20 protein-coding genes and 1 tRNA gene are annotated in these 19,601 nt (G+C 46.9%); 14 read left to right on the plus strand and 7 right to left on the minus strand.

Features of this window, described 5'->3' with window-relative positions:
* The first annotated feature begins 17 nt into the window (after positions 1-17).
* From Xsze_RS14055 to Xsze_RS14110, 12 genes are all read left to right on the plus strand, one after another.
* On the plus strand, positions 18-1,505 hold the full coding sequence (locus tag Xsze_RS14055) for a DUF3383 domain-containing protein (protein WP_038241783.1): 1,488 nt from the start codon (positions 18-20) through the stop codon (positions 1,503-1,505).
* Positions 1,506-1,515: 10 nt separating this feature from the next.
* On the plus strand, positions 1,516-1,968 hold the full coding sequence (locus Xsze_RS14060) for a phage tail fiber protein (RefSeq protein ID WP_038241780.1): 453 nt from the start codon (positions 1,516-1,518) through the stop codon (positions 1,966-1,968).
* A gap of 51 nt (positions 1,969-2,019) precedes the next feature.
* Positions 2,020-2,478, plus strand: a complete 459-nt coding sequence (locus Xsze_RS14065; RefSeq protein WP_038241776.1) for a hypothetical protein — start codon at positions 2,020-2,022, stop codon at positions 2,476-2,478.
* Positions 2,479-2,561: 83 nt separating this feature from the next.
* The gene (locus Xsze_RS14070) at positions 2,562-4,694 is read left to right on the plus strand and encodes a phage related-protein (RefSeq protein ID WP_038241773.1); all 2,133 of its coding nucleotides are present in this window, start codon (positions 2,562-2,564) and stop codon (positions 4,692-4,694) included.
* Positions 4,691-5,218, plus strand: a complete 528-nt coding sequence (locus Xsze_RS14075; RefSeq protein ID WP_038241770.1) for a phage baseplate protein — start codon at positions 4,691-4,693, stop codon at positions 5,216-5,218. Before Xsze_RS14070 ends, Xsze_RS14075 begins: the two co-directional genes overlap by 4 nt.
* Positions 5,219-5,232: 14 nt before the next feature.
* Positions 5,233-5,553, plus strand: coding sequence for a phage baseplate plug family protein (locus tag Xsze_RS14080; RefSeq protein WP_038241767.1), 321 nt, complete (start codon positions 5,233-5,235; stop codon positions 5,551-5,553).
* Positions 5,519-6,334: a baseplate hub protein gene (locus tag Xsze_RS14085; protein WP_099138207.1), complete on the plus strand. Its 816-nt coding sequence runs from the start codon at positions 5,519-5,521 to the stop codon at positions 6,332-6,334. Before Xsze_RS14080 ends, Xsze_RS14085 begins: the two co-directional genes overlap by 35 nt.
* Positions 6,335-6,337: 3 nt before the next feature.
* Complete coding sequence (locus Xsze_RS14090) at positions 6,338-7,030, plus strand: Gp138 family membrane-puncturing spike protein (RefSeq protein WP_038234442.1); 693 nt, start codon at positions 6,338-6,340, stop codon at positions 7,028-7,030.
* On the plus strand, positions 7,027-7,371 hold the full coding sequence (locus Xsze_RS14095; RefSeq protein ID WP_038234445.1) for a contractile injection system sheath initiator: 345 nt from the start codon (positions 7,027-7,029) through the stop codon (positions 7,369-7,371). Before Xsze_RS14090 ends, Xsze_RS14095 begins: the two co-directional genes overlap by 4 nt.
* Positions 7,364-8,551 carry a baseplate J/gp47 family protein gene (locus Xsze_RS14100; protein ID WP_099138206.1) on the plus strand — a complete coding sequence of 396 codons (1,188 nt, stop codon included), beginning with the start codon at positions 7,364-7,366 and terminating at the stop codon, positions 8,549-8,551. Before Xsze_RS14095 ends, Xsze_RS14100 begins: the two co-directional genes overlap by 8 nt.
* Positions 8,548-9,201 carry a DUF2612 domain-containing protein gene (locus Xsze_RS14105; protein WP_038242143.1) on the plus strand — a complete coding sequence of 218 codons (654 nt, stop codon included), beginning with the start codon at positions 8,548-8,550 and terminating at the stop codon, positions 9,199-9,201. The genes Xsze_RS14100 and Xsze_RS14105 overlap by 4 nt, the downstream gene beginning before the upstream one ends.
* 4 nt (positions 9,202-9,205) lie before the next feature.
* Positions 9,206-10,417, plus strand: coding sequence for a hypothetical protein (locus Xsze_RS14110; protein WP_038242140.1), 1,212 nt, complete (start codon positions 9,206-9,208; stop codon positions 10,415-10,417).
* A 258-nt stretch (positions 10,418-10,675) separates the two neighbouring features.
* Here Xsze_RS14110 and Xsze_RS14115 read toward each other — a convergent pair whose 3' ends face one another.
* The 5 genes from Xsze_RS14115 to Xsze_RS14135 all read right to left on the minus strand — a co-directional run bounded on the left by Xsze_RS14115 (position 10,676) and on the right by Xsze_RS14135 (position 15,031).
* A complete protein-coding gene (locus Xsze_RS14115; protein ID WP_038242137.1) occupies positions 10,676-11,668 on the minus strand; it encodes a glycosyltransferase family 2 protein in 993 nt (330 codons plus the stop codon).
* Between the two features lie 318 nt (positions 11,669-11,986).
* On the minus strand, positions 11,987-12,295 hold the full coding sequence (locus Xsze_RS14120) for a hypothetical protein (protein ID WP_038242136.1): 309 nt from the start codon (positions 12,293-12,295) through the stop codon (positions 11,987-11,989).
* 582 nt (positions 12,296-12,877) lie between these two features.
* A tRNA-Pro gene (locus tag Xsze_RS14125) sits at positions 12,878-12,954 on the minus strand.
* A 75-nt stretch (positions 12,955-13,029) separates the two neighbouring features.
* Entirely contained in the window at positions 13,030-14,769 is a 1,740-nt protein-coding gene (yejM, locus tag Xsze_RS14130) for an LPS biosynthesis-modulating metalloenzyme YejM (RefSeq protein WP_038235971.1), read from the minus strand.
* Positions 14,770-14,803: 34 nt separating this feature from the next.
* Positions 14,804-15,031, minus strand: coding sequence for a YejL family protein (locus Xsze_RS14135; protein WP_038235974.1), 228 nt, complete (start codon positions 15,029-15,031; stop codon positions 14,804-14,806).
* Between the two features lie 277 nt (positions 15,032-15,308).
* On the opposite strand from Xsze_RS14135, the gene yejK reads away from it, so the two are divergent.
* Positions 15,309-16,316: a nucleoid-associated protein YejK gene (gene yejK / locus Xsze_RS14140; RefSeq protein ID WP_038235977.1), complete on the plus strand. Its 1,008-nt coding sequence runs from the start codon at positions 15,309-15,311 to the stop codon at positions 16,314-16,316.
* 95 nt (positions 16,317-16,411) lie between these two features.
* On the opposite strand, the gene rplY is transcribed toward yejK, so the two are convergent.
* Entirely contained in the window at positions 16,412-16,693 is a 282-nt protein-coding gene (gene rplY, locus Xsze_RS14145) for a 50S ribosomal protein L25 (RefSeq protein ID WP_038235979.1), read from the minus strand.
* A gap of 169 nt (positions 16,694-16,862) precedes the next feature.
* Positions 16,863-18,620 (minus strand): DNA repair helicase RadD, encoded by a 1,758-nt coding sequence (radD, locus tag Xsze_RS14150; RefSeq protein ID WP_038235981.1) that lies wholly within the window; start codon positions 18,618-18,620, stop codon positions 16,863-16,865.
* Positions 18,621-18,877: 257 nt separating this feature from the next.
* On the opposite strand from radD, the gene rsuA reads away from it, so the two are divergent.
* Positions 18,878-19,585, plus strand: a complete 708-nt coding sequence (gene rsuA / locus Xsze_RS14155; RefSeq protein WP_038235983.1) for a 16S rRNA pseudouridine(516) synthase RsuA — start codon at positions 18,878-18,880, stop codon at positions 19,583-19,585.
* The last annotated feature ends 16 nt before the right edge of the window (positions 19,586-19,601 follow it).

Here is a 19,601-nt window from a genome sequence, read left to right on the forward strand (position 1 = left end):
ACGAATAAGGTTTCGTTATGCCCATTAAACAAACTCGATATGTCGATATCGCGAGTGCGGTGATCGGCGCGTCAAGTGTCCCGATGCGCAAGCTCACGGGGCGCGTGTTTTCGACCAACCCGAAGATACCCGCGGGTAAGGTGCTGGAATTTTCCAATGGTCAGGTAGATGAACTGCTGGGGGCAGGATCGCCTGAAGCCAAATTTGCCCGCCAGTATTTCAGTTACGTCAGTCCCGCGCCGGTCAGCAAGCCGAAAGAATTGCAGATTGCCGCTTATGAGCCGATAGGACGCGCCCCAGCGGTGTATGGGACGAAAGCCGCCCCGCTGGAGGAATTGAAAGCGTTGGTGGATGGCTCTATCACCGTCACCATCGGCGGGGTGATGAAGGTGTTCAGTGACATTGATTTGTCCAAAGTGACCTCTTATGCCGATGTTGGCTCAGCCGTGCAGGCCAAACTGAACGCGGAAAAAAAAAACCAGTTCACCAACGCTTACATCACCTTTAATGCGATGGACAGTGCCTTTGTCTTGACCGGGGGTGTGCAGGAAAAAGCCGACATTAGCGTGATTTATTCCGTACTGGCGGATGCGATGGGGTTGTCTACCGGTAACCGCTCTGCCGGCAATGCTGCCCAATCGCCACTGGATGCCTTTATGGCCGCGGAGAAAGTGTCAGACTCGTTTGGCAGTGCCACGTTCCTTGCGGACATGGCCTTACCACAGGCGGTTGAGTTGGCGCAGTATATCGCCGGGGAAAACGTCAAATATCAGTTGCACTTGAATGTCACCGCCGAAAATGTGGAGGACTGGAGCGCGGCATTGATGGGCACCGCCTCGACGGGGTTGAACCTGAAAACCGACGACGACTATTTTGTGCAGGCATTGCCAATGGCGATCATGGCTGCGACCGATTACGACCGCACCAACGCGACCACCAACTACATGTACCGCCAGTTTGGCGTGACGTTTCCGTCGCAAACCCGCACCGATTTGGATGCTGACGAACTGGATAAGCTGCGAGTGAACTATTACGGTGAAACCGCCGTGGCAGGTTCGCAAATTCGCTTCTACCAGCGCGGTTTTTTGTGCGGCGGGGCATCAAATCCGCTGGATATGAGTGTCCATGCCAATGAGCAGTGGCTTAAGTCCCATATTACCCAACAGTGGTTTTCTCTATTGATGGCAACACGCGGCATTCCCGCCAACAAAGACGGGGAAGCCCGTGCAATGGCCGTGATTGCTGGGGCGGTGACCAAGGCACTCAATAACGGCACCATCTTACCCGGCAAGACCTTAACCGAGGTGCAGAAAATCGCCGTGGCGGATGCGTCCGGGGATGATTTGGCGTGGCACGACGTGCAGGACAAAGGCTATTGGTATAATACTCAGATTGTGGAGAACAGCGGTGTCTCCGATTTGCCCGAGTACGTGATGAAGTATGTGCTGATTTACGGCAAGGGGGACTGGGTGCGTAAGGTCGAAGGCTCTCATAACTTGGTATAAGGAACAGCACATGCATGATGTATCAGCCACGGGCTTAAGTCTGGTGATCCAGGCCAGTAAAACTTTTCCGTCGGGCATTCAAATCACCCAGTTTGCGGACGATGCTGATCCGCTGGACTTGCCTGCTGTCGATATCGCCCAGACCGGGATGGATATCAACGGCAATTTGACCAGTTGGTCAGCCCCGACGCCACAAACCGTCACCATTAACGTGCTGGCGGGCAGTGAAGAAGACGAAAACCTGTCTATTTTGCTGGAAGCCAACATTGCCAAGCGCGGACGCCGCCATGCGGGGGACGAAATAACCATTGTGGCGTCCTACGGCGATGGCTCAACGACAACCGCCCGTAACGGCAAAATCACCAACGGCAGCCGGGGCAATTCCGCCGCCAGTGCCGGACGACTCAAGAGCAAACAATACACGTTTGTGTTTCAGGACTTCGACCGCACGCGGGCGCGTTAAGTCTTTTTTTGAATTGTGGCGGGCATTTCCCGCCTTTTTTATGAGGCTGTTATGTTAATCAAACCGAAAGAGATCGTCATTACGGATGCTGACCGTGAGGAACATACCTTCATTATCAGCCGCCTTCCGGCGACGGTGGGGCGGGAAATTCTGGCGAAATACCCGCTCTCTAATGCGCCGAAAATTGGCGATTACGACGTCAGCCATGAGGCGATGCTGAAAATGCTGCGCTATGTGGCCGTTGAACGGGACGGCCAGGAAATTCTGCTCAAGACGCAGACCCTGATTGATAACCATGTGCCGGATGGCGAAGCCCTGATCCGTCTGGAACTCGAAATGCTGAGGTACAACACCAGTTTTTTCGGGGGCGACGGGAGCCGCGGTTTCCTCCCCTTCCTGCTGGACAAAATCACCGGTTCACTCCCGTCGATTATCCAAACGCTGATGGCTTCTTTGCCGTCATCCTCAGCGAAAAACTCGCCACCTACAGCGAACTCAACACGTCGATAGATTTGGAAGGCGCGTTTGACCTGTGGGAGATTGCCATTACCAACCGGTATAACGAAGCACTGGCGGCTTCAAAGGAGCGATAAATGTCCCTGATGGATACCTTTGTCCAGATATTTGAATTTGATACCCGTCAGGCCGACGACGCCTTTGATCGTTTCCGCCGTTCAACCGATGACATGCTGGCAGATATGCGACGGGCGCAACAAGCCGCCGAAGCGGGGGCGGGTGGTTTCAGTGACTTTGTGCAGGAATTGGCAAGTACCTTGCAAGATGTGACCGGCGGGGAGTCACTCGACATTGACGTCAATCTCCATGACACCGAAGCAAAGCTGTCTGCTGTGCGCGCACGGATGGGGGAACTGGAAAGTGCCTTGTCTGCACTGGATAGCCAGCGGGAACAGGTGAGCCAAGGCATGCAGGGCAGCGGCGAAAGCCTCGAGCGGCTCAATACGCAGTATGGGCAGTTACAGGGGGAACTGGCTGCCCTTAATGGTGAACTCAACACGCTGACCGATGCCGAGCAAAAGAACCTCAAGGCGAAAGAAGCCGTTGAGTCTATAGTGGAAGCGCTACAGGCAGACTACAACAAATTCGTTGAAACCATGCGTACCAAAGGTATTCAGGCTGCGGTAGATGAAGCGAAGGCGCAAAATCATTTGCAACGCGCGCTGACTGAAACGGAAAGTAAATACAACGCGGCCGGGGAATCGGTCGCCGGATTTGCCACTAAAGCACTGGGGGCAGTCGGTGTTGTGATGAGTATTGGCGGGATTTTTGCCGATACAGTATTACGTTCGCAGGAAATTGAAGCCCTGGATAAACTGGGGGGAAAAATCGGTATGGCGACCGCCGATGTCGATGCGTTCAGCGGCGCAATGACTGAACTAGGCGGTTCGCGTGAAGCAGCGCAGGCTGATCTTGAAGCCCTGTCTCAGGCCTTCGGCCAGACCAGCAATAAGATGGAACGCATCCTTGCCACCGCCGATAAAGTGAAAGGGATGAAGTTCGACAAAGCCAAAGCCACACTTGCCGGGCTGGGTGTCTCCGATGAGAAAACCGTGGAACTGATGATGAAAGGGCGCAAAGAATTGGAGCGCGTGATGGGCATTCAGAAGGAATATTCCGGTATCACCAAGGAGAGCATCGAAAAATCCATCAAGTTTAATACAGCAATGAATAAATTCAATCAGTCTTCGGGGTTGCTGAAAAACAGCTTTCTGGAGATGGTGATCCCCGTCCTCGCCAAAGGCATGGAATGGCTATCGACGTTTATCGACTTCTGCAAAGCCAATAAGCACCTGATTATTGGTTTCTTTCTGACGATAGGCATTGCCATTGCCGCTTACTATGTGCCGCCGCTGCTGGCCGCTGCCGCTGCAACACTGGCGGCCACATGGCCGATGCTGGCAATTATTGCCATTATCGCGTTGCTGGCGGCTGCGTTCGCCCTGGTCTATGACGATATCATGAACTTTATCGAGGGCAATGATTCGATGATCGGGCGCATCATGGACAAGTACCCGATGGTGAAGAAAGTCATCATGGCCTTGTGGAATGCATGGAAGGTGCTGTTTGATTACCTTAAGGTGATAGTGAAATTTGTGGCTGATTTAGTGGTGGATGCGTTTAACACGATGGATCAGACAATCAGTGCGTTCATTGATTGGTTACTGGGAACGATTACCTCTCTGGGCGAATGGGGCAGCCAGTTTAGCGGCGTGTTTGATACGGTGTCAGATGCCGTTGTCGGGGCGTTTACGTGGATGTGGGCACAGGTGAAGAAAATCATTGGCTGGATTGGTGATGGGCTGGATGCCGTCTCCAAAGGTCTCAGTACCGTGAAGGGCTGGTTTGGTTTTGGCGAGGACAAGAAAGTCGAGGTGGTCAAGCGTTCCGTTAATGAAGACGGCCAGATTGTCACTGAAACCCCGCCACCCGATAACGGTAATCAGGACGAGAAAAAAGCCTTTCGGGCCGATATGGACAGGCTCAATCAACAGCTGGCGGCGGCATCACAAAATCCCCTCAATCCGCTGACCAGTCAGGCCATCAGCAATCAGTCACACCAGACGAATGAAAACAATATCCAGATAGCCGAAGTGAACGTCAATACGCAAGCCACCGATGCGCAGGGGGTGGCAAAAGAGTTCAAAGGCGAGCTGGCAAACCAGCTACAGGACCTGGGCCAGCAAACCGCCACAGGAGTCGCCCGATGATCACCGAAGTCAAAATTTTCAATGTGAATACCTTTGACACCTTGTTTGAAGCCGCCAGCCCGATTCAGGTCAGTGTGCGGGACGAGCATAAGGTGACGAAGTTTCAGGTCGAGAACGGCGAAACCCGCAGTGACCACATTGTGGTGGAAGCGGTGGAGATTGGCATGGAATTGTTGCTGACCGGCGAACTGAAAAACAGTTTTTCGGCCATGCAGCAGGCCTATGATGCCCATCAGCTGGTGGGTATCCAGACGCGGGTCAAAACCTACCAGCCGATGATACTGGTGAATTTCTTCCATGATGAAGTGCCGGAAATGGCGGACGCGATTAAATTGTCCCTGCGGTTCAGCGAGTGGCGCACGGTTGAGCCGGAATACGGCGCATTGCCGCCGCGTCGGGTGGCGAAAAAGACGCAATCGGGCACAGTTAACCGGGGTAACGTCCAGACCCAAACCGTTTCAGGCCAGAAAAAATCGATTGCCACCAAAATCATGGACGGCGATCCCTTGTTTACAGGCAAATAGTTCGGAGGCAAATAATGCGTGAAATTCCCTTGCGGGCCATCCCCAATCAGCAGCTGGCCGTCACCCTTGACGGCGTGAACTGGGTGATCACCCTGAAAGCTGCCCGGTCAATGATGATCAGTGATATCCAGCGTGATAGGGACACGATAGTTCAGGGAAACCGGTTGGTGGCCAACGCCAGCCTGATCCCTTACGCCTATCTCAGCCCGGCAGGCAACTTTGCCCTGCTCACGGAAAACCACGAACTGCCCTGGTGGGAAAAGTTCGAATCGACACAGACCTTAATTTACTGGAGGGGCGATGATAGATCTGCGGCGTATCCGGCTGGGAATTGAAGTCAGCGGGCGCTTGAACTGGTACGAAGGGATGCGTGTCTCCGCTTCCGGCACGAAATACGCCAATCCCCTGCAAAATGAATGTTCCGTCACGATTGATGGCTTAAGCAGCGACACCCGCGATTACCTTCTGACCCAGACCAGCCCCTACACCCAAAGCAAACAACCCCGCCGCCTCATACTGGAAGCCGGACGGATGGGCAGCGGCCTGTTCCGGGTGTTTGTCGGGGATATTGTCAGTGCGGAAATTGCCGCCCCGCCCGATGTCACCCTGACCCTGAAAGCCAAGACGGGGAACAGCCGCGCGGGGACGATTGTCTCCACGTCCGGGGGCGCGATGAAAAAACTGTCTGAGATCGCACAGGGTATCGCCGACGATTGCAAGGTGAAACTGGATTTTCAGGCTACTGACAAAAATATTGCCAACTGGTATTACTGCGGCGCGGCCTTGTCTCAGGTGGCCCGGTTGCAGGAGTCCGGCGGCGTGAAAGCCTTTATTGACGATGAAGTGCTGTATATCAAGGACAGCCACAACGCCCTGAAGAACCGCCTGCGTATCCTGACGATGAAAACCGGCATGGTGGGCATTCCCAAGGCCACCGAGAAGGGACTGGATGTCAGCTTCCTGATTGATGGCGAGTCAATGCTGGGCGGAATGCTGCGCCTTGACAGCAAGCTGAATAAATCCCTCAACGGCGATTACATCATCGAACAGCTTAAGTTTGATATCGCCTCCCATGATGACGCCTTTTTCTATACAGCCACCTGCAAACGAGCGTAAACCATGAATCAACCGAACAGCGATATTGCCAGCGAAGGCAGCCTTGCGGGGCAGTTTATGGCCGCCTTTCGTAACCTGATGCTCAATGTTGAGGATATGCTGCCCGCGACTGTGGTCAGTTATGACGACAGAACCAACCGCGCGGTCATCAAGCCGCTGGTGATGATGGCGACTACCGAAGGCCAGACGATTTCCCGCGCGCCGGTGCATAACATTCCAGTGTTCCGTTTTGGTGGCGGGGGATTTTTTGTGCGCGTCCCCCTGAAGCCCGGCGATGTTGGCTGGCTGAAAGCCAATGACCGTGACATCAGCCTGATATTCCAGCGGGGCGGGCAGGAAGACCAACCCAACACCGCCCGGCTGCATTCGTTCAGTGATGCGATGTTTTTCCCGGACACCATTAAGGGCTGGGCAATAGATGGCAAGAATCTGGATGCGCTGGTGATTCAATCAATGGATGGCACGGTGTGCCTGTCCCTGCATCACGACAAAGTGGTGCTGGATACGCCCCGGCTTGAAGTGAACGCACCAGAAACCCTGTTCACCGGCAACGTTACCATCAACGGTAACCACGCGGTCAACGGTAACAGCGATTCCTCTGGCGGCACGATGCGCCACAATGGGCGCAATATTGGAGATACCCATCAGCACAGCGGAGTCAGAACCGGAGAGGGCAACACAGGAGAGCCACTATGATCACCTTTGCGGTGGATGATAACAACGATTTGACGTTGGGGGATGACGGCAATCTGGCCTTGGTGCGTGATGCCGGGGCTGTTAAAAACCTCTGTCTCCACTACGCCCGCGCCTTGCGGGGGGAAATGTTGCACAAGGTGGACAAGGGTATTCCTTACTGGAAAACCACCTTCGGACGCAATGCGGATATTCCGATGTTTGAAGCGGCGTTTCGTGAACGGATGAGTGAGGTGGACGGGGTGGAGGAAATTGTGTCCTTTCAGGCAGGCATTGCGGATAACGAGTTACATTACATTGCCGTGATCCGCTCAATTTACGGGAGTTTTACCCTCAATGGCTGATTATCACTACATTACCCGGCAGGGCGTGATTGTGCCCGATACCGCAGACCTGCGCGGGGAGGTTAAAAATGACTTTTACGCTGCGTTCGGGCAGGACATCGACCTGTCACCGGAAACCCCGCAAGGGGTACTGATGACGATGGAAACCGAGAACCGCGACGCCATGGTGCGCAACAATGCGGAACTCGCCAACCAGATTAACCCCGATATTGCCGGCGGGATCTTTCTGGATGCTATTTGGGCACTGATGGGCGGCAGCCGTTTTGCGGCCACGCGTTCTTACCTTGCCAACGTCACCTTTGGGGGCGTGCCGGAGACGATTATCCCCAGGGGATCACAAGCCGAATCGGTGACCGGTGCGGTGTTTGAAACCCTCAGCACGCTGATTATTGGCAAGGACGGCAAAACCACCGGCGACATGCGGGCGGTTCAGTCCGGTGCGGTGGAATGCAAGGCTGGACACCTTGAACGGGTCGCCAGTTCGGTCTTGGGCTGGGAAACCGTCAATAACTCGGCTCATGCCGTGGTCGGGCGTGAAGCCGAATCCGATATCAGCGCACGTCGTCGCCGCAAGCAGACACTGGCAAAAAATACCGTCAGCGTGGGGGAGGCCATCACGTCTTCCTTATATGAACTGGAGGGGGTGAATTCGCTGTCATACCGGGAAAACACTGCGCCCCAGATTATCACGGTGGATGGTATTAAGCTGTTGCCGCACAGCGTTTACGTCTGTGTGGAAGGCGGTGACCGTGAAGAAATTGCCCGTGCGCTGCTTCGCACCAAAACCATCGGTGCGGCCTATAATGGCCAGGAAAGCGTGACCGTCACCGAACGGGTGAGCGGGCAGGAATACGAGATCCGGTTTGACCGCCCCACTGAGAAAGTGACTTTCTGCCGCGTCACAGTGAAAAAATCCCCCATTGATGCACAAAGCCTGATCCCTGCTGCCATAGAACAGTGGATGCGGGGGGAAATTGACGGCGATAACGGGTTGGTGGTCGGGCGTGAAGTTTCCCCGTTTGAAATTGCTGCGGCCATCAATGCGATTGAACCCCGCCTGTTTATTACCAAAGTCGAACTGTCACAGGATGGCAAAACGTGGGATATGGGGGTGATCCCCATCAAAATCAATGAAGTCGCGCGATTGCATCGCGGTTCAGTGCAGGTGGTGATCGCATGAAAATACAGTCCTTCGATTTTCATTCTGACCTGCTGCGGGCGATATTGTGGCAGTACGAAAATGCCCCCAAATTAAAGCGATTGGCTGAGCGCAAGGCGGGCTATTTTCACCGGGCTAACGTGGCGTTTTGGCAGAATTGGCACCGGGATGTGTTTAATATCGATACCGCCAATGATTTCGGGCTGGCGGTTTGGGCGCGCATTCTGGACGTGTCACTGGGGATCGATGTCTCCCCCAGTGACAAGACCAAAATCGGCTTTGGCTTTGGTAAGAAACGCAATTTCAAGGGCAACTTCCGACGCAATGCCGATTACACCCTGATGCTCACCGCAGAACAAAAGCGCCTGATTATCCGCATGCGTTACTTCAACCTGACCCAAAGCCCGACAGTCGTCAACATCAACACCTTTCTGGAGCGTTTCTTTTGGCGTGAAAACAGCAAGGTGTTTGTGCTTGACCCGCTCGACATGACTTACCTGTACTACGTCTTCAACTTCAACCCCGATGAAAATTTGCGGGTACTGTTGGAGAACTTTGACCTGATGCCACGCCCCTCTGGTGTCGGCGTGAAATACCGGATTGTCACCAAAAAAGCCTTTGGCTTCGGCCGCAAACACACCAACTTCTTAAGCAGTAACTTCGGAGCATAATTTCATGACCAAAACATTTAAAACCCCCTTCGCCGCGCAAGGGGACAGGGTCGCTATTCCCAATGAAGTGCAACCGGACGGTTCCGTCTCCTACATGCAGGGCTACGGCTATGATTACGAACGTGACCAGAACACCGATCCGGCAGCGAAAGATATCGAACGCGAGAAGATGAACAGCATGTTCCACGATATCACGGAAGCCGTCGGGGAAATGCAGGTGTACGGGGCTGCACAGTGGACCCCGGAAGCCCAGCCTTACCCCCTGCGGGCGGTGGTGTACCATAAACAGAAACTCTGGCAATCGCGGATTGAAAATAACAAGGCAGAACCGAAAACCGGCAATGCGTGGATAGAACTGAAAGCCGATCTGACCGCCGCTGAGGTGGGAGCGTATGACAAGGAAGAAACCAACCAACGCTTTCAACCACTGGGGAACTACACACTTGCAGGCTACAGTTATGGCAAGGAAGAGTCTGATACCCGTTTTCAGCCGAAAGGGAATTACCAGTCTGCCGGGAATTACGCCCTGAAGGGGGAGAGTTACGTCAAATCAGAATCGGATGCGAAATACCAGCCTAAAGGCAGTTATCTGACGGCCGGTTACAGTTATTCGAAAGACGAAAGTAACGGGCGTTTCCAGCCAAAAGGGAATTATGCCCCCGCTGGCAACTATGCGCCAAAAGGGGAAAGCTACACTAAACCGGAATCTGATGCGAAGTACCAGCCAAAGGGTAACTACCAATCTGCAGGTCATTACGCCCTTCGTGGGGAAAGTTACACTAAAGGGGAGTCTGATGGTAAATACCAACCCCGTGGTAACTACCAGCCTGCTGGGAACTATCAGGTGGCGGGGTATTACCAACCCGCAGGCAATTATGCGCTGAGGGGAGAGAGTTATACTAAAGGGGAGAGTGATAGTCGGTATCTTGCTTTAGGTTCTCGAGGAGTATCTACTGCAGCCTCACGGATAAACCTTGATGATGGTCAAACGGTAAATATTGGCCGTGACTGTAGGGGAAAAGTGATATGGGTGTACGGAAATGAAAGTTATCTTGGAGGTGCGATGACTATAATTCCACATGATAATTACTCAGTGACAACGCATCATGGGTCAGATGGGCGATTAACACTAACACTAATAAATAATGGCACAACAATAAAGGTAATTTATACACAAGGTAGTACAAGATTAACCAGAGTTGATGTTTGGGAATAGTGTAATTTATACCGCCTTCGACATTGAGATGATAGGGTGGGGCAAAAATAATAAATCAAGTGATAAAACCGGTATTCCACACTGCATTCGTAATTTATTATTGTAATTAAGAGTTAGTGGTTGTGTGAATTTTATGCAATACTTAAAAAGAAGAGTATTGCGAAGTGTTGGATAAAATTGCTTTGAATTATAACTTAATGGCCTGTTTATTCAGGCCTTATATTTTATTAATTACTTAAAGAATTATAATATTTTTACTTAGTCAGAGATGGTGTTTTTCTTTTGAGTTAATAACATCTTTGAAATTGACCAAATGAATCTATTTTTTGACAGAATTAATGTTAATCTAAATTTGGTTTTTTTGGGTTTTTTAGTCAAATTTAAATCATCTTGTTCATAACTGAACTTGGAAATATAATCATTGAGGTTTTTATACATACCTGATGATAATAGTTTCCACATAAATTGTATTTGTAAGCTTAATACCTTTACCCTGATTTTTTTTAGAACTTCAAGTTTATCTTTTTTATTATATAACTCACTTAGCTTTGTGTTTATTTTTTCCCACGCCTCTATTTCTACTAAATAATCATTGACTGCCCATTTTTTGTTCATTATTGATTCGCTTCTATATATATAGTTATATAAATACTCTGGCACATAAGAATAAGAGCCATGGCAAATACATTCCAGAATAAAAAGAACATCTTCTCCAACAGGGAGTTTTTCATCAAAAGTTATTCCTTTTTCCTTTAAGAAATTATTTCTTATTAATAAGCAACATATATCAAAATAATCAAAATTTAAAAAATCCAATATAATGTTATGGGGGTTTTGGTATGGTTTTGATGATTCTAACGTCTGATTTTTATGTAGCTTGTTAAATAAACAATAAGAAAAATCACTGTCATTTAATTCTGTTTTTTCCAATAATGCTTCTATAAACGTAGGCTCATACGTATCATCACTATCAAGAAAACAAATATAATAACCTGTAGACAAATAAATCCCTTTGTTTCTGGCAGAGGATACTCCTCCGTTTTCTTGTGATATCAAGTTAATATTTTTGTGATTTTTAGCATAACCCTCACAAATATCTATTGTTTTATCACTTGAACCGTCATTAATGATGATGATTTCAATATTTTTATAGGTTTGATTTAACACACTATTAATTGCTCTACTTATACAGTCTTGAGCGTTATATGCCGGAATTATAATCGAAACCAATTTATCGCTACTAACATTCATTACGAATTCCTCTATAATTATTTTAGTTATCCCACTAAGGTATCACGTCCTCTAAAGTGATCAACTTCAAGTATATCATTTGATTTCATATATACAGATAGAAATAAAGTTTTGTCCTTTATTATCATTGTTTCGTATCATTGATAGGGAGATGTGGCGGTATCTCCTCCTCAAGGAACAACAACGAGCTGGAGCTTATCTACATCAATGACAGGGTGGAATTTGAAAGGGAAGGAAGCAGCAGAGGTAGTCGCTGATGATGTAAGTAAGGTATAATTTAGGTGCAAAAAGCCCTCTTGGGGAGGGCTGAGATTAATTTTATTTTCTATAAAATATATGTGTAAAATGAGCATGTTGACCATCTACAACCTTAATGATTGTCGAATCCTGAGAAAAGTTATATTGTAACCATATCCACGGGTCACGCCCCCCTGATAATTTTTGTTCGCTTATACCACTAATAAGAGGAACTGCTATTGCTTGTTCAGCTGCACTCGATCCAGGCCCTCTGATAATATTAATTACTTGTCCTCGAAGATCGGCAGGCACATGGATGGTTGAACCCACATTCCAAGAACCGCTAATTGACTGAATAGAGCCTTTCTGGTTGTTATGTTCAGTAATCATATTTACTCCCTCATTAATCAATAAAATGGTTTCAAGATATAAGAATATAGTATGTCTATATTTGATAGATTATCTTGGCTACATAATGGCATAAAATAGTAGAAGGTAAATCAATGAAATTTATCAGTGCGCTGATAAAGCTCGGCGCGATAAAAACGGAATTGCCTACCTTAAGTTTTTTTATTTTATTTCTTTCTGCTAAAGAATTATTTGTTCGATTGAGCAAAAAAGTGAGACGCATTTGGGGCAAATATCGAAAGATAACCACAAACAACCATAGGTAACTCTCGGTAAGGTAGCAAGCGCCTTCAGTCCCAATGCAATATTAAAGTTAGGAACCATTTCCAAGAAGAAAAGATATTAAGAGAAAGGAGTATAAAGTAATCAATTACGCTAATGGGTTTCAAATAGAAATCACTGAGGAAAACAGTAAGAAAAAAAGAGTATTACTTTTCTTTGGTCAACAACAAAACCCACTCTAAAGTTAGCACGCTTTTGCTACTTTTCGTCGGCCATTTTACCCCAAGCAAATTCGAGGCATAAAAAAACCAACCTTAACAGGTTGGTTTTTTTAGGGAAATTTGGTCGGCATGATAGGATTTGAACCTACGACCCCCGACACCCCATGACGGTGCGCTACCAAGCTGCGCTACATGCCGATGACTTGTTCTATAGTACCGATTTTTATTTTCAAAGCAAGCCCCTAATGTGATGAGTGATTGATTTTTAAGCTATTAGTTTGCTAAAAATCGTTTTACTTCCGTTAGTATTTGTAATAATTGGGCAAGATTTGGTTTTGCCCCATGGACTTTATCTCCATTTAAATCATACAAATAATATTCCCCATCTTTGGAAAGGTAGACGGTGTTTTGCGCTGTTGTAATAACTAATGCGCCATCATCACCAGTAATAAGCCAAGGGTTTTCCCTCTGGGGTTTAAAGAGGTCCTCACCTTGTGAATAATCTTCTGGTGAATTTTTGACGTGTAGCAAACGCCGCATCAGGGTTGTCATAACATCTTGATGACTGGTTAATTTGTCAATGGTTTGTGCTGGTGTACCCGGCCAGTGAATGAGCAGGGGAACATGGAGTTGTTCTCGATTAAATTTGCCATCAATAAACCATTTTTCGGCACCGTTTGTGGTGAGTTCATGCTGTTTGGCTGTAATAACTACAATGGTTTTATTGAGTATTTCTTTATTTTTTAAGGTTTCTAAAACATCGTTAATATCAGTATTTAACGTTGTTTTGTCAAATTTACCTGATGACAGGGCAAGGCCATTGAGATTCAGGAATGAAAACCAGGGTGTGGAGTGATTACGTAAATCTAACCATTGGTGCCATTGTTTTACGGTCAAGGCATCGCTCTGTTTATTGGTAACAGGGAGTGAGTAGTCAGTCAGAATAGCCTGACGATAAAGCGGAGTCTGGAATCCATCTGAAGAAAAAAGGCCAAACTGATATTCTTGGCGCGTCAAGGCATTAAGGAGCATAGATGGTTTTCTGGCGTTGAGTATCCCATCTAAATAACCTGATGATATGCCATAGAATAAACCAAATAGAGCGGTGTCGCTCTGAATCCCTGAACTGAAATGCTGAGTAAATTGGAGATTGTTTTCCGCAAAACGCGTCAGAGTTGGCATGCCATGGGTGATGCTTTGGTGATCCAGCCCGTCTACGACAAGCAAAAGGAGGTTATAACCGCGTCCATTGTCCTGATAGGACAATTTATTCAGCGGATAATTAACACTCAAAGCCGCCGGATTTCCCCGTTGGTTGATGCGGTGTTGATATTCTTGTTGATCCAGTAACCCGTGTTTCTCAAGGAACTTACGGGCTGTCATCGGGTAAGAGAGTGGTAAGATCGAGCGTTGCATGGTGATCGGACGGTAGAAATTCGCATCTGCCCAAATATACATCAGGTGAGTAGCAATAAAGGTGCTAATAAATATGGCTGCCAGTGGCTTGCTAAATTTCTGGCGGTTTAAACTACGTAATTTTTGCCAGCACCATGTACCGAAGAGCATCTGTATCAAGAAAATCACAGGAATACAGATGAACATCAGTTGCCATTCTCTTGTTAATTCCCCTTGTTCCGGGTTGGTTACCAAATCCCAAACCAATGGTGTTAAGTGCAAATGAAAACGCACATAAATAGAGGAATCAAAGAGCAGCAGTGTTAAGCCTGCCGTTGCTAATGCAGCGGAAAGAAATCTCAGCAACCGCTGAGACATAACGATAAAGGTCAGTGGGAATAAAATAAGTAAGTAGATGGCAAAAACAATAAAACTGAAATGGCCGAGCCAACTGACGAACGCATAGATGCGACCAAAAAGTGAGCCCGGCCAGTCTGATGCAAATAAATAGCGACTGCCCAGCACAAGACTGACCATGATATTGAACAGTGCGAACCAGTGTCCCCAACTGATCATTTGAGATACTTTTTCGCGGTAGTGCTGACGGCTGGTCACCATATTTTCTTTACGTCAAAGTTTTAAGTAGTATAAGTTAATGCGCCTGATCTTCATTGATTGAAGATTGCAGCGCGTGTGCAAACGAGTCTGCGATGTGTTTACGTTGTGCTGGCGCAATACTCGTATTGATCAAATTTGTTACCATATTCCCCAAAACCATGAGGGTGAGATCGGTAGGGGTATGATCTTTTTCAAAAACATTTACTAATTCAGTTAATAAATGTTCAACTTTTTCATCGCCGTAGCGAGATGACTGTGGCATAAATCAAATATCCTGAATATACAAAGCCCCACATCTTACCGTATGCAAGAGCAATTTTCTGCTTTTTTATGACAAATTAATTCTATGTGGTAGGAGTTGTTGCCATTTTTTAACCTGTTACATTATTTTAGCTGCTCTTATTTTGAGTGCCGGCCATGACATTGAATGTGTTTTTCCACCTTTTGGTTTTTTGGTTGCAGCTGAGAGATAACGATGTTTGAATACGCCGCTAATCGCGAGGCTCGATATGGCTAAAGCTGCAAGAGGAGTATAAATAATGAGTCTGGAAATTACCCAGATCGCGTTACATCGATTGATTAAGCGTGATGAACAAACATTGGAAGTGATTTTGCGTGATTCTCTTCTGGATACCAATCAAGTGGTTGATGAGATGATGGCTGAGTTACATCGTGTATATAGTGCAAAAAGCAAAGCCTATGGGTTATTCAACGAAGAGAGTGAATTAGCGGTAGCCCTTCGTCATCTTCGTAAAGGAGATGATGATTTCCTTGGTTTTAGTCGGGCGGCAACAGTTCGTTTAAAAGATGAACTGGCAAAGTATCCGTTTGCGGAAGGGGGGACGGTACTGTTTTGCCAATATCGCCATCTTGCTGTGGAATATTTGTTAATTGCAGTTCTCAATAGTTGCAACAGTATGTCTGTCAACGAAGAACTTGATGTAAATACGACACAGTATCTTGATATTCCTCATGCTGATATTGTTGCCCGGATTGATCTGACTGAGTGGGAAACGAATGCTGGATCGAGCCGCTACCTGACTTTTCTCAAAGGAAGGGTAGGGCGCAAGGTATCTGACTTTTTCATGGATTTTCTTGCTGCCAGTGAAGGTATGAATGCAAAGGTGCAGAATAAAGGATTGCTACAGGCCGTAGACGATTATTGTGAGTCGGCACAACTGGATAAAAATGAACGCCAGGCCTACCGCCAGCAAGTTTATGGTTATTGCAATGAGCAATTGCAGGCTGGTGAAGAAATTAATCTACAGGAGCTATCTCAGGAATTGCCACCGGTGGGTGAGCAAAGTTTTCAGCAGTTTTCGCAGGAACAAGGATATGAATTGGAAGAAAGTTTTCCGGCAGATCGGGGAACGTTACGTCAGTTGACTAAATTTGCAGGCAGTGGGGGCGGATTAACGATCAACTTTGATGCCATGCTGATGGGCGAACGTATTTTCTGGGACCCGATAACGGATACATTAACGATTAAAGGCACGCCACCGAATTTGCGTGATCAATTACAACGCCGCAGTGGTGGAAATCGTTAATTCCTGAAAAGAACTGTCAGGCCCATAAAAATAAATAACGCCGCAAATGCGGCGTTATTTACTCGGCGTCCCGATAAAAGCTCGACTGTGGCTAATTAAGCACGCAGGAAATCGATATGCGTCAGTTTAGGTTTAAACGGATGACGCTGTACTGCCTGCACTTTAACTTTAGTTTCTTTACCATCAACAACCAGAGTCATAACTTCGTAGAATTCTGGTTTGCTTTCGTGGTTGATAACCGCATCGTGATCCAGTTCGATAGAAACTGGTTCTTGGTTACCACCATAGATGATCGCTGGAAACTTGTTAGCTCTACGCAGGCGGCGGCTCGCACCCTTTCCCTGCTCTTTACGTACTTCTGCATTAATAGTTAACATTATTTTTTCTCTATAAGAAAAGAAGAAAATAAATCCTGCTACAGGCGACCCAGCAGCAGGTTCGATACTTGGCTTAACATTATGTATTACGCTAAGCGGGCGGCATTCTAACGAAAAACCGATATAACAGCAAATAGAAATATATGTTCTGCTCGATTAGTTGCTGGATTTAGTACAGATCATCCGCCCGCCGGAATCGTCCCTGATAGTCGAAAATTTTTTCCCTAATTTGCCAAAATTGACCTTTTTTGCGCGCAACAACAAAATCAGGATGGCGTAATAAAGGGAGTTTATCCACGATATCTGCTGCGGTTTTCCACTGAAATGTTGTACCGGGCGCACGTTGATGCTGACGAAGAAAATGAAGTTCGAATACTTTTTTTTGGGCGGGGGTGGATAAACGAAATAACTCAGAAACATCCGCACCATCTTCATCATAATAAGTAATTTTTAGCCATTCTCCTTTGTTGTCATGGCCCGGGGTTAATTGCATTCCACCGCATCTCAATACCAATGCATCTTTGAGTTTCAATGCCGCTTTGAGCATATCATCGGGGTCAACCAAGACTTCTTCGCAGCGATGGCAACGTCGGGCGGCGATATCATTTTCTGCACCACAATGTGGACATGATTTAAAGCGGAAACGGAAATCACATTGGTGTCGTTTTCCATTTTCATCCTCTTCCCAGCCTTGGCAGCGCCGCCCAAAGTGTTCAATCATTTCTCCATCTGCGGTGCAAGTTCCCCAAAAGGTATTGGCGAATTGGCAGATGGGACAAAATACTTGTACGGGTTGGCTTTGAGAATTCGGTTTACTGTTACCGACTTCAGGAGTGTAAAGATCATGGGGATTACCTGCATAATCGAGGATCAAGCAATCTTTTTTATCAGGAAATAAACGCAATCCACGTCCGACAATTTGTTGGTAGAGGCTGACTGATTCCGTTGGACGTAATATAGCGATTAAATCAACATGAGGTGCATCAAAACCGGTTGTAAGTACAGCAACGTTAACCATATAACGGAGTCGTTGCTCCTTAAACGCGGCAATTAAAAGGTCCCGCTCAGATGCAGGGGTGTCTGCACTGACCAATGCGGCCTGGTTTGCTGGTAGCAATTGAAAGATTTCTTTGGCGTGTTCAACGGTAGCAGCGAAGATCATGGCTCCTCTGCGCTCTTTGGCGTATTGGATGATTTGCTGGATAATATGGGGGGTGATGCGCTTTTGACGTTTTATTTCTCTGTTTAGCTCAGCTTCATTGAATATGCTTTGCTGGCTGGTTCGTACCTGACTGAAATCATATTGTACGACAGGCATATCGAGCCTTTCCGGAGTTACCAGAAAATGATGTTTAATCATATAACGCAGTGGAAGTTCGTAAATACAATCACGAAAGAAGCTGCATTCATCACCGCGTATCATGCCATGATAATGATATTGGTATATCCAACCAGAGCCCAAACGGTAAGGTGTTGCCGTCAATCCAAGAATCCGCATTTGGGGATTAATATTTTTAAGTTGTTGGATTATCTGTTGATATTGGCTATTTTCGTCATCACTGATGCGATGGCATTCGTCAATGATAAGAAGAGAAAAATGATGATTAAAGCGATTCAAGTTACGGGCAATTGACTGAATGCTGCCAAAAACCACTTTACCTTCACTTTGCTTTTGATTTAATCCGGCAGAAAAAATATCCGCTTTCAATCCATAGGCACAGAATTTGCTGTGGTTCTGTGCAACAAGTTCTTTAACATGGGCCAATACGAGTACCCGCCCATGCGCGCGCTTTGCCAATTCAGCGATGACAAGGCTTTTACCTGCACCTGTCGGTAATACAATGACAGCAGGATCTCTGTGTTGGCGAAAGTAGCGAATGGTCGCATCTACCGCTTCTTGTTGGTAAGGGCGTAAAGTAAAAGCCATTTTTGTGTTAATGTGATGGTATCAGATGAAATATTATTGATGCAGAGAATAACATTTTTCACTTCGCCTTGCTGCGAGAAAGCACTTGTCACTCTTTTTCTAAAATTAGACGGGAGATGATGATTAATTTATTATCATAGTTCATTTGGTTATGATTATTCTAGAAATTAACTATTTAATCTAATATCCCAATAGTAGCCTTGAGAATATTTGCATTTTCAACGGCGTGTTTATGTTTTTATCAGGTAGATCTATTCATGCGATTGGATAAATTTTTATCACAGCAGTTAGGTATTAGTCGTAATGATGTTGGGCGTGAGTTACGAGCAGGGGTAGTGACAGTCGATAATGAGATTATCAAAACGGGTGCCTATAAATTGAAGCCCGATCAGCAAGTTGCTTATGATGGAACGATATTGCAACAATTAAATGGCCCGCGCTATTTTATGCTAAACAAACCGGAAGGATATGTATGTTCAACAGATGATCCTTCAAACCCGACCATTTTATATTTTATTGATGAGCCGGTTGCACATAAATTGCACTCCGCAGGGCGATTGGATATTGATACCACAGGATTGGTTTTACTGACTGATGATGGTCAATGGTCCCACCGCATTACCTCTCCCAAACATCATTGCGAAAAAACCTACCTGGTTACCTTAGAACAACCGATATCAGCAGAAACTGAGGGAAAATTTCTCGAGGGTGTGCAGCTGAATGGTGAAAAAACACTAACAAAGCCGGCAAAAATAGAAATTATTGAACCTCAAATTGTACGCTTGACTATCAGTGAAGGACGCTACCATCAAGTTAAGCGAATGTTTGCAGCCGTAGGTAATTATGTTGTGAAACTTCATCGGGAGCGTATTGGTGATATTTATCTCGATCCGGCATTGGAAGTCGGTGAGTACCGGGCGCTGACTGGTAGCGAAATAAATAGCATACAGATGCCAAAATTTTAATTTTTATTCTCTCATT

Origin of the sequence: Xenorhabdus szentirmaii DSM 16338, assembly GCF_002632585.1 — a bacterium.
Taxonomy (GTDB): domain Bacteria; phylum Pseudomonadota; class Gammaproteobacteria; order Enterobacterales; family Enterobacteriaceae; genus Xenorhabdus; species Xenorhabdus szentirmaii.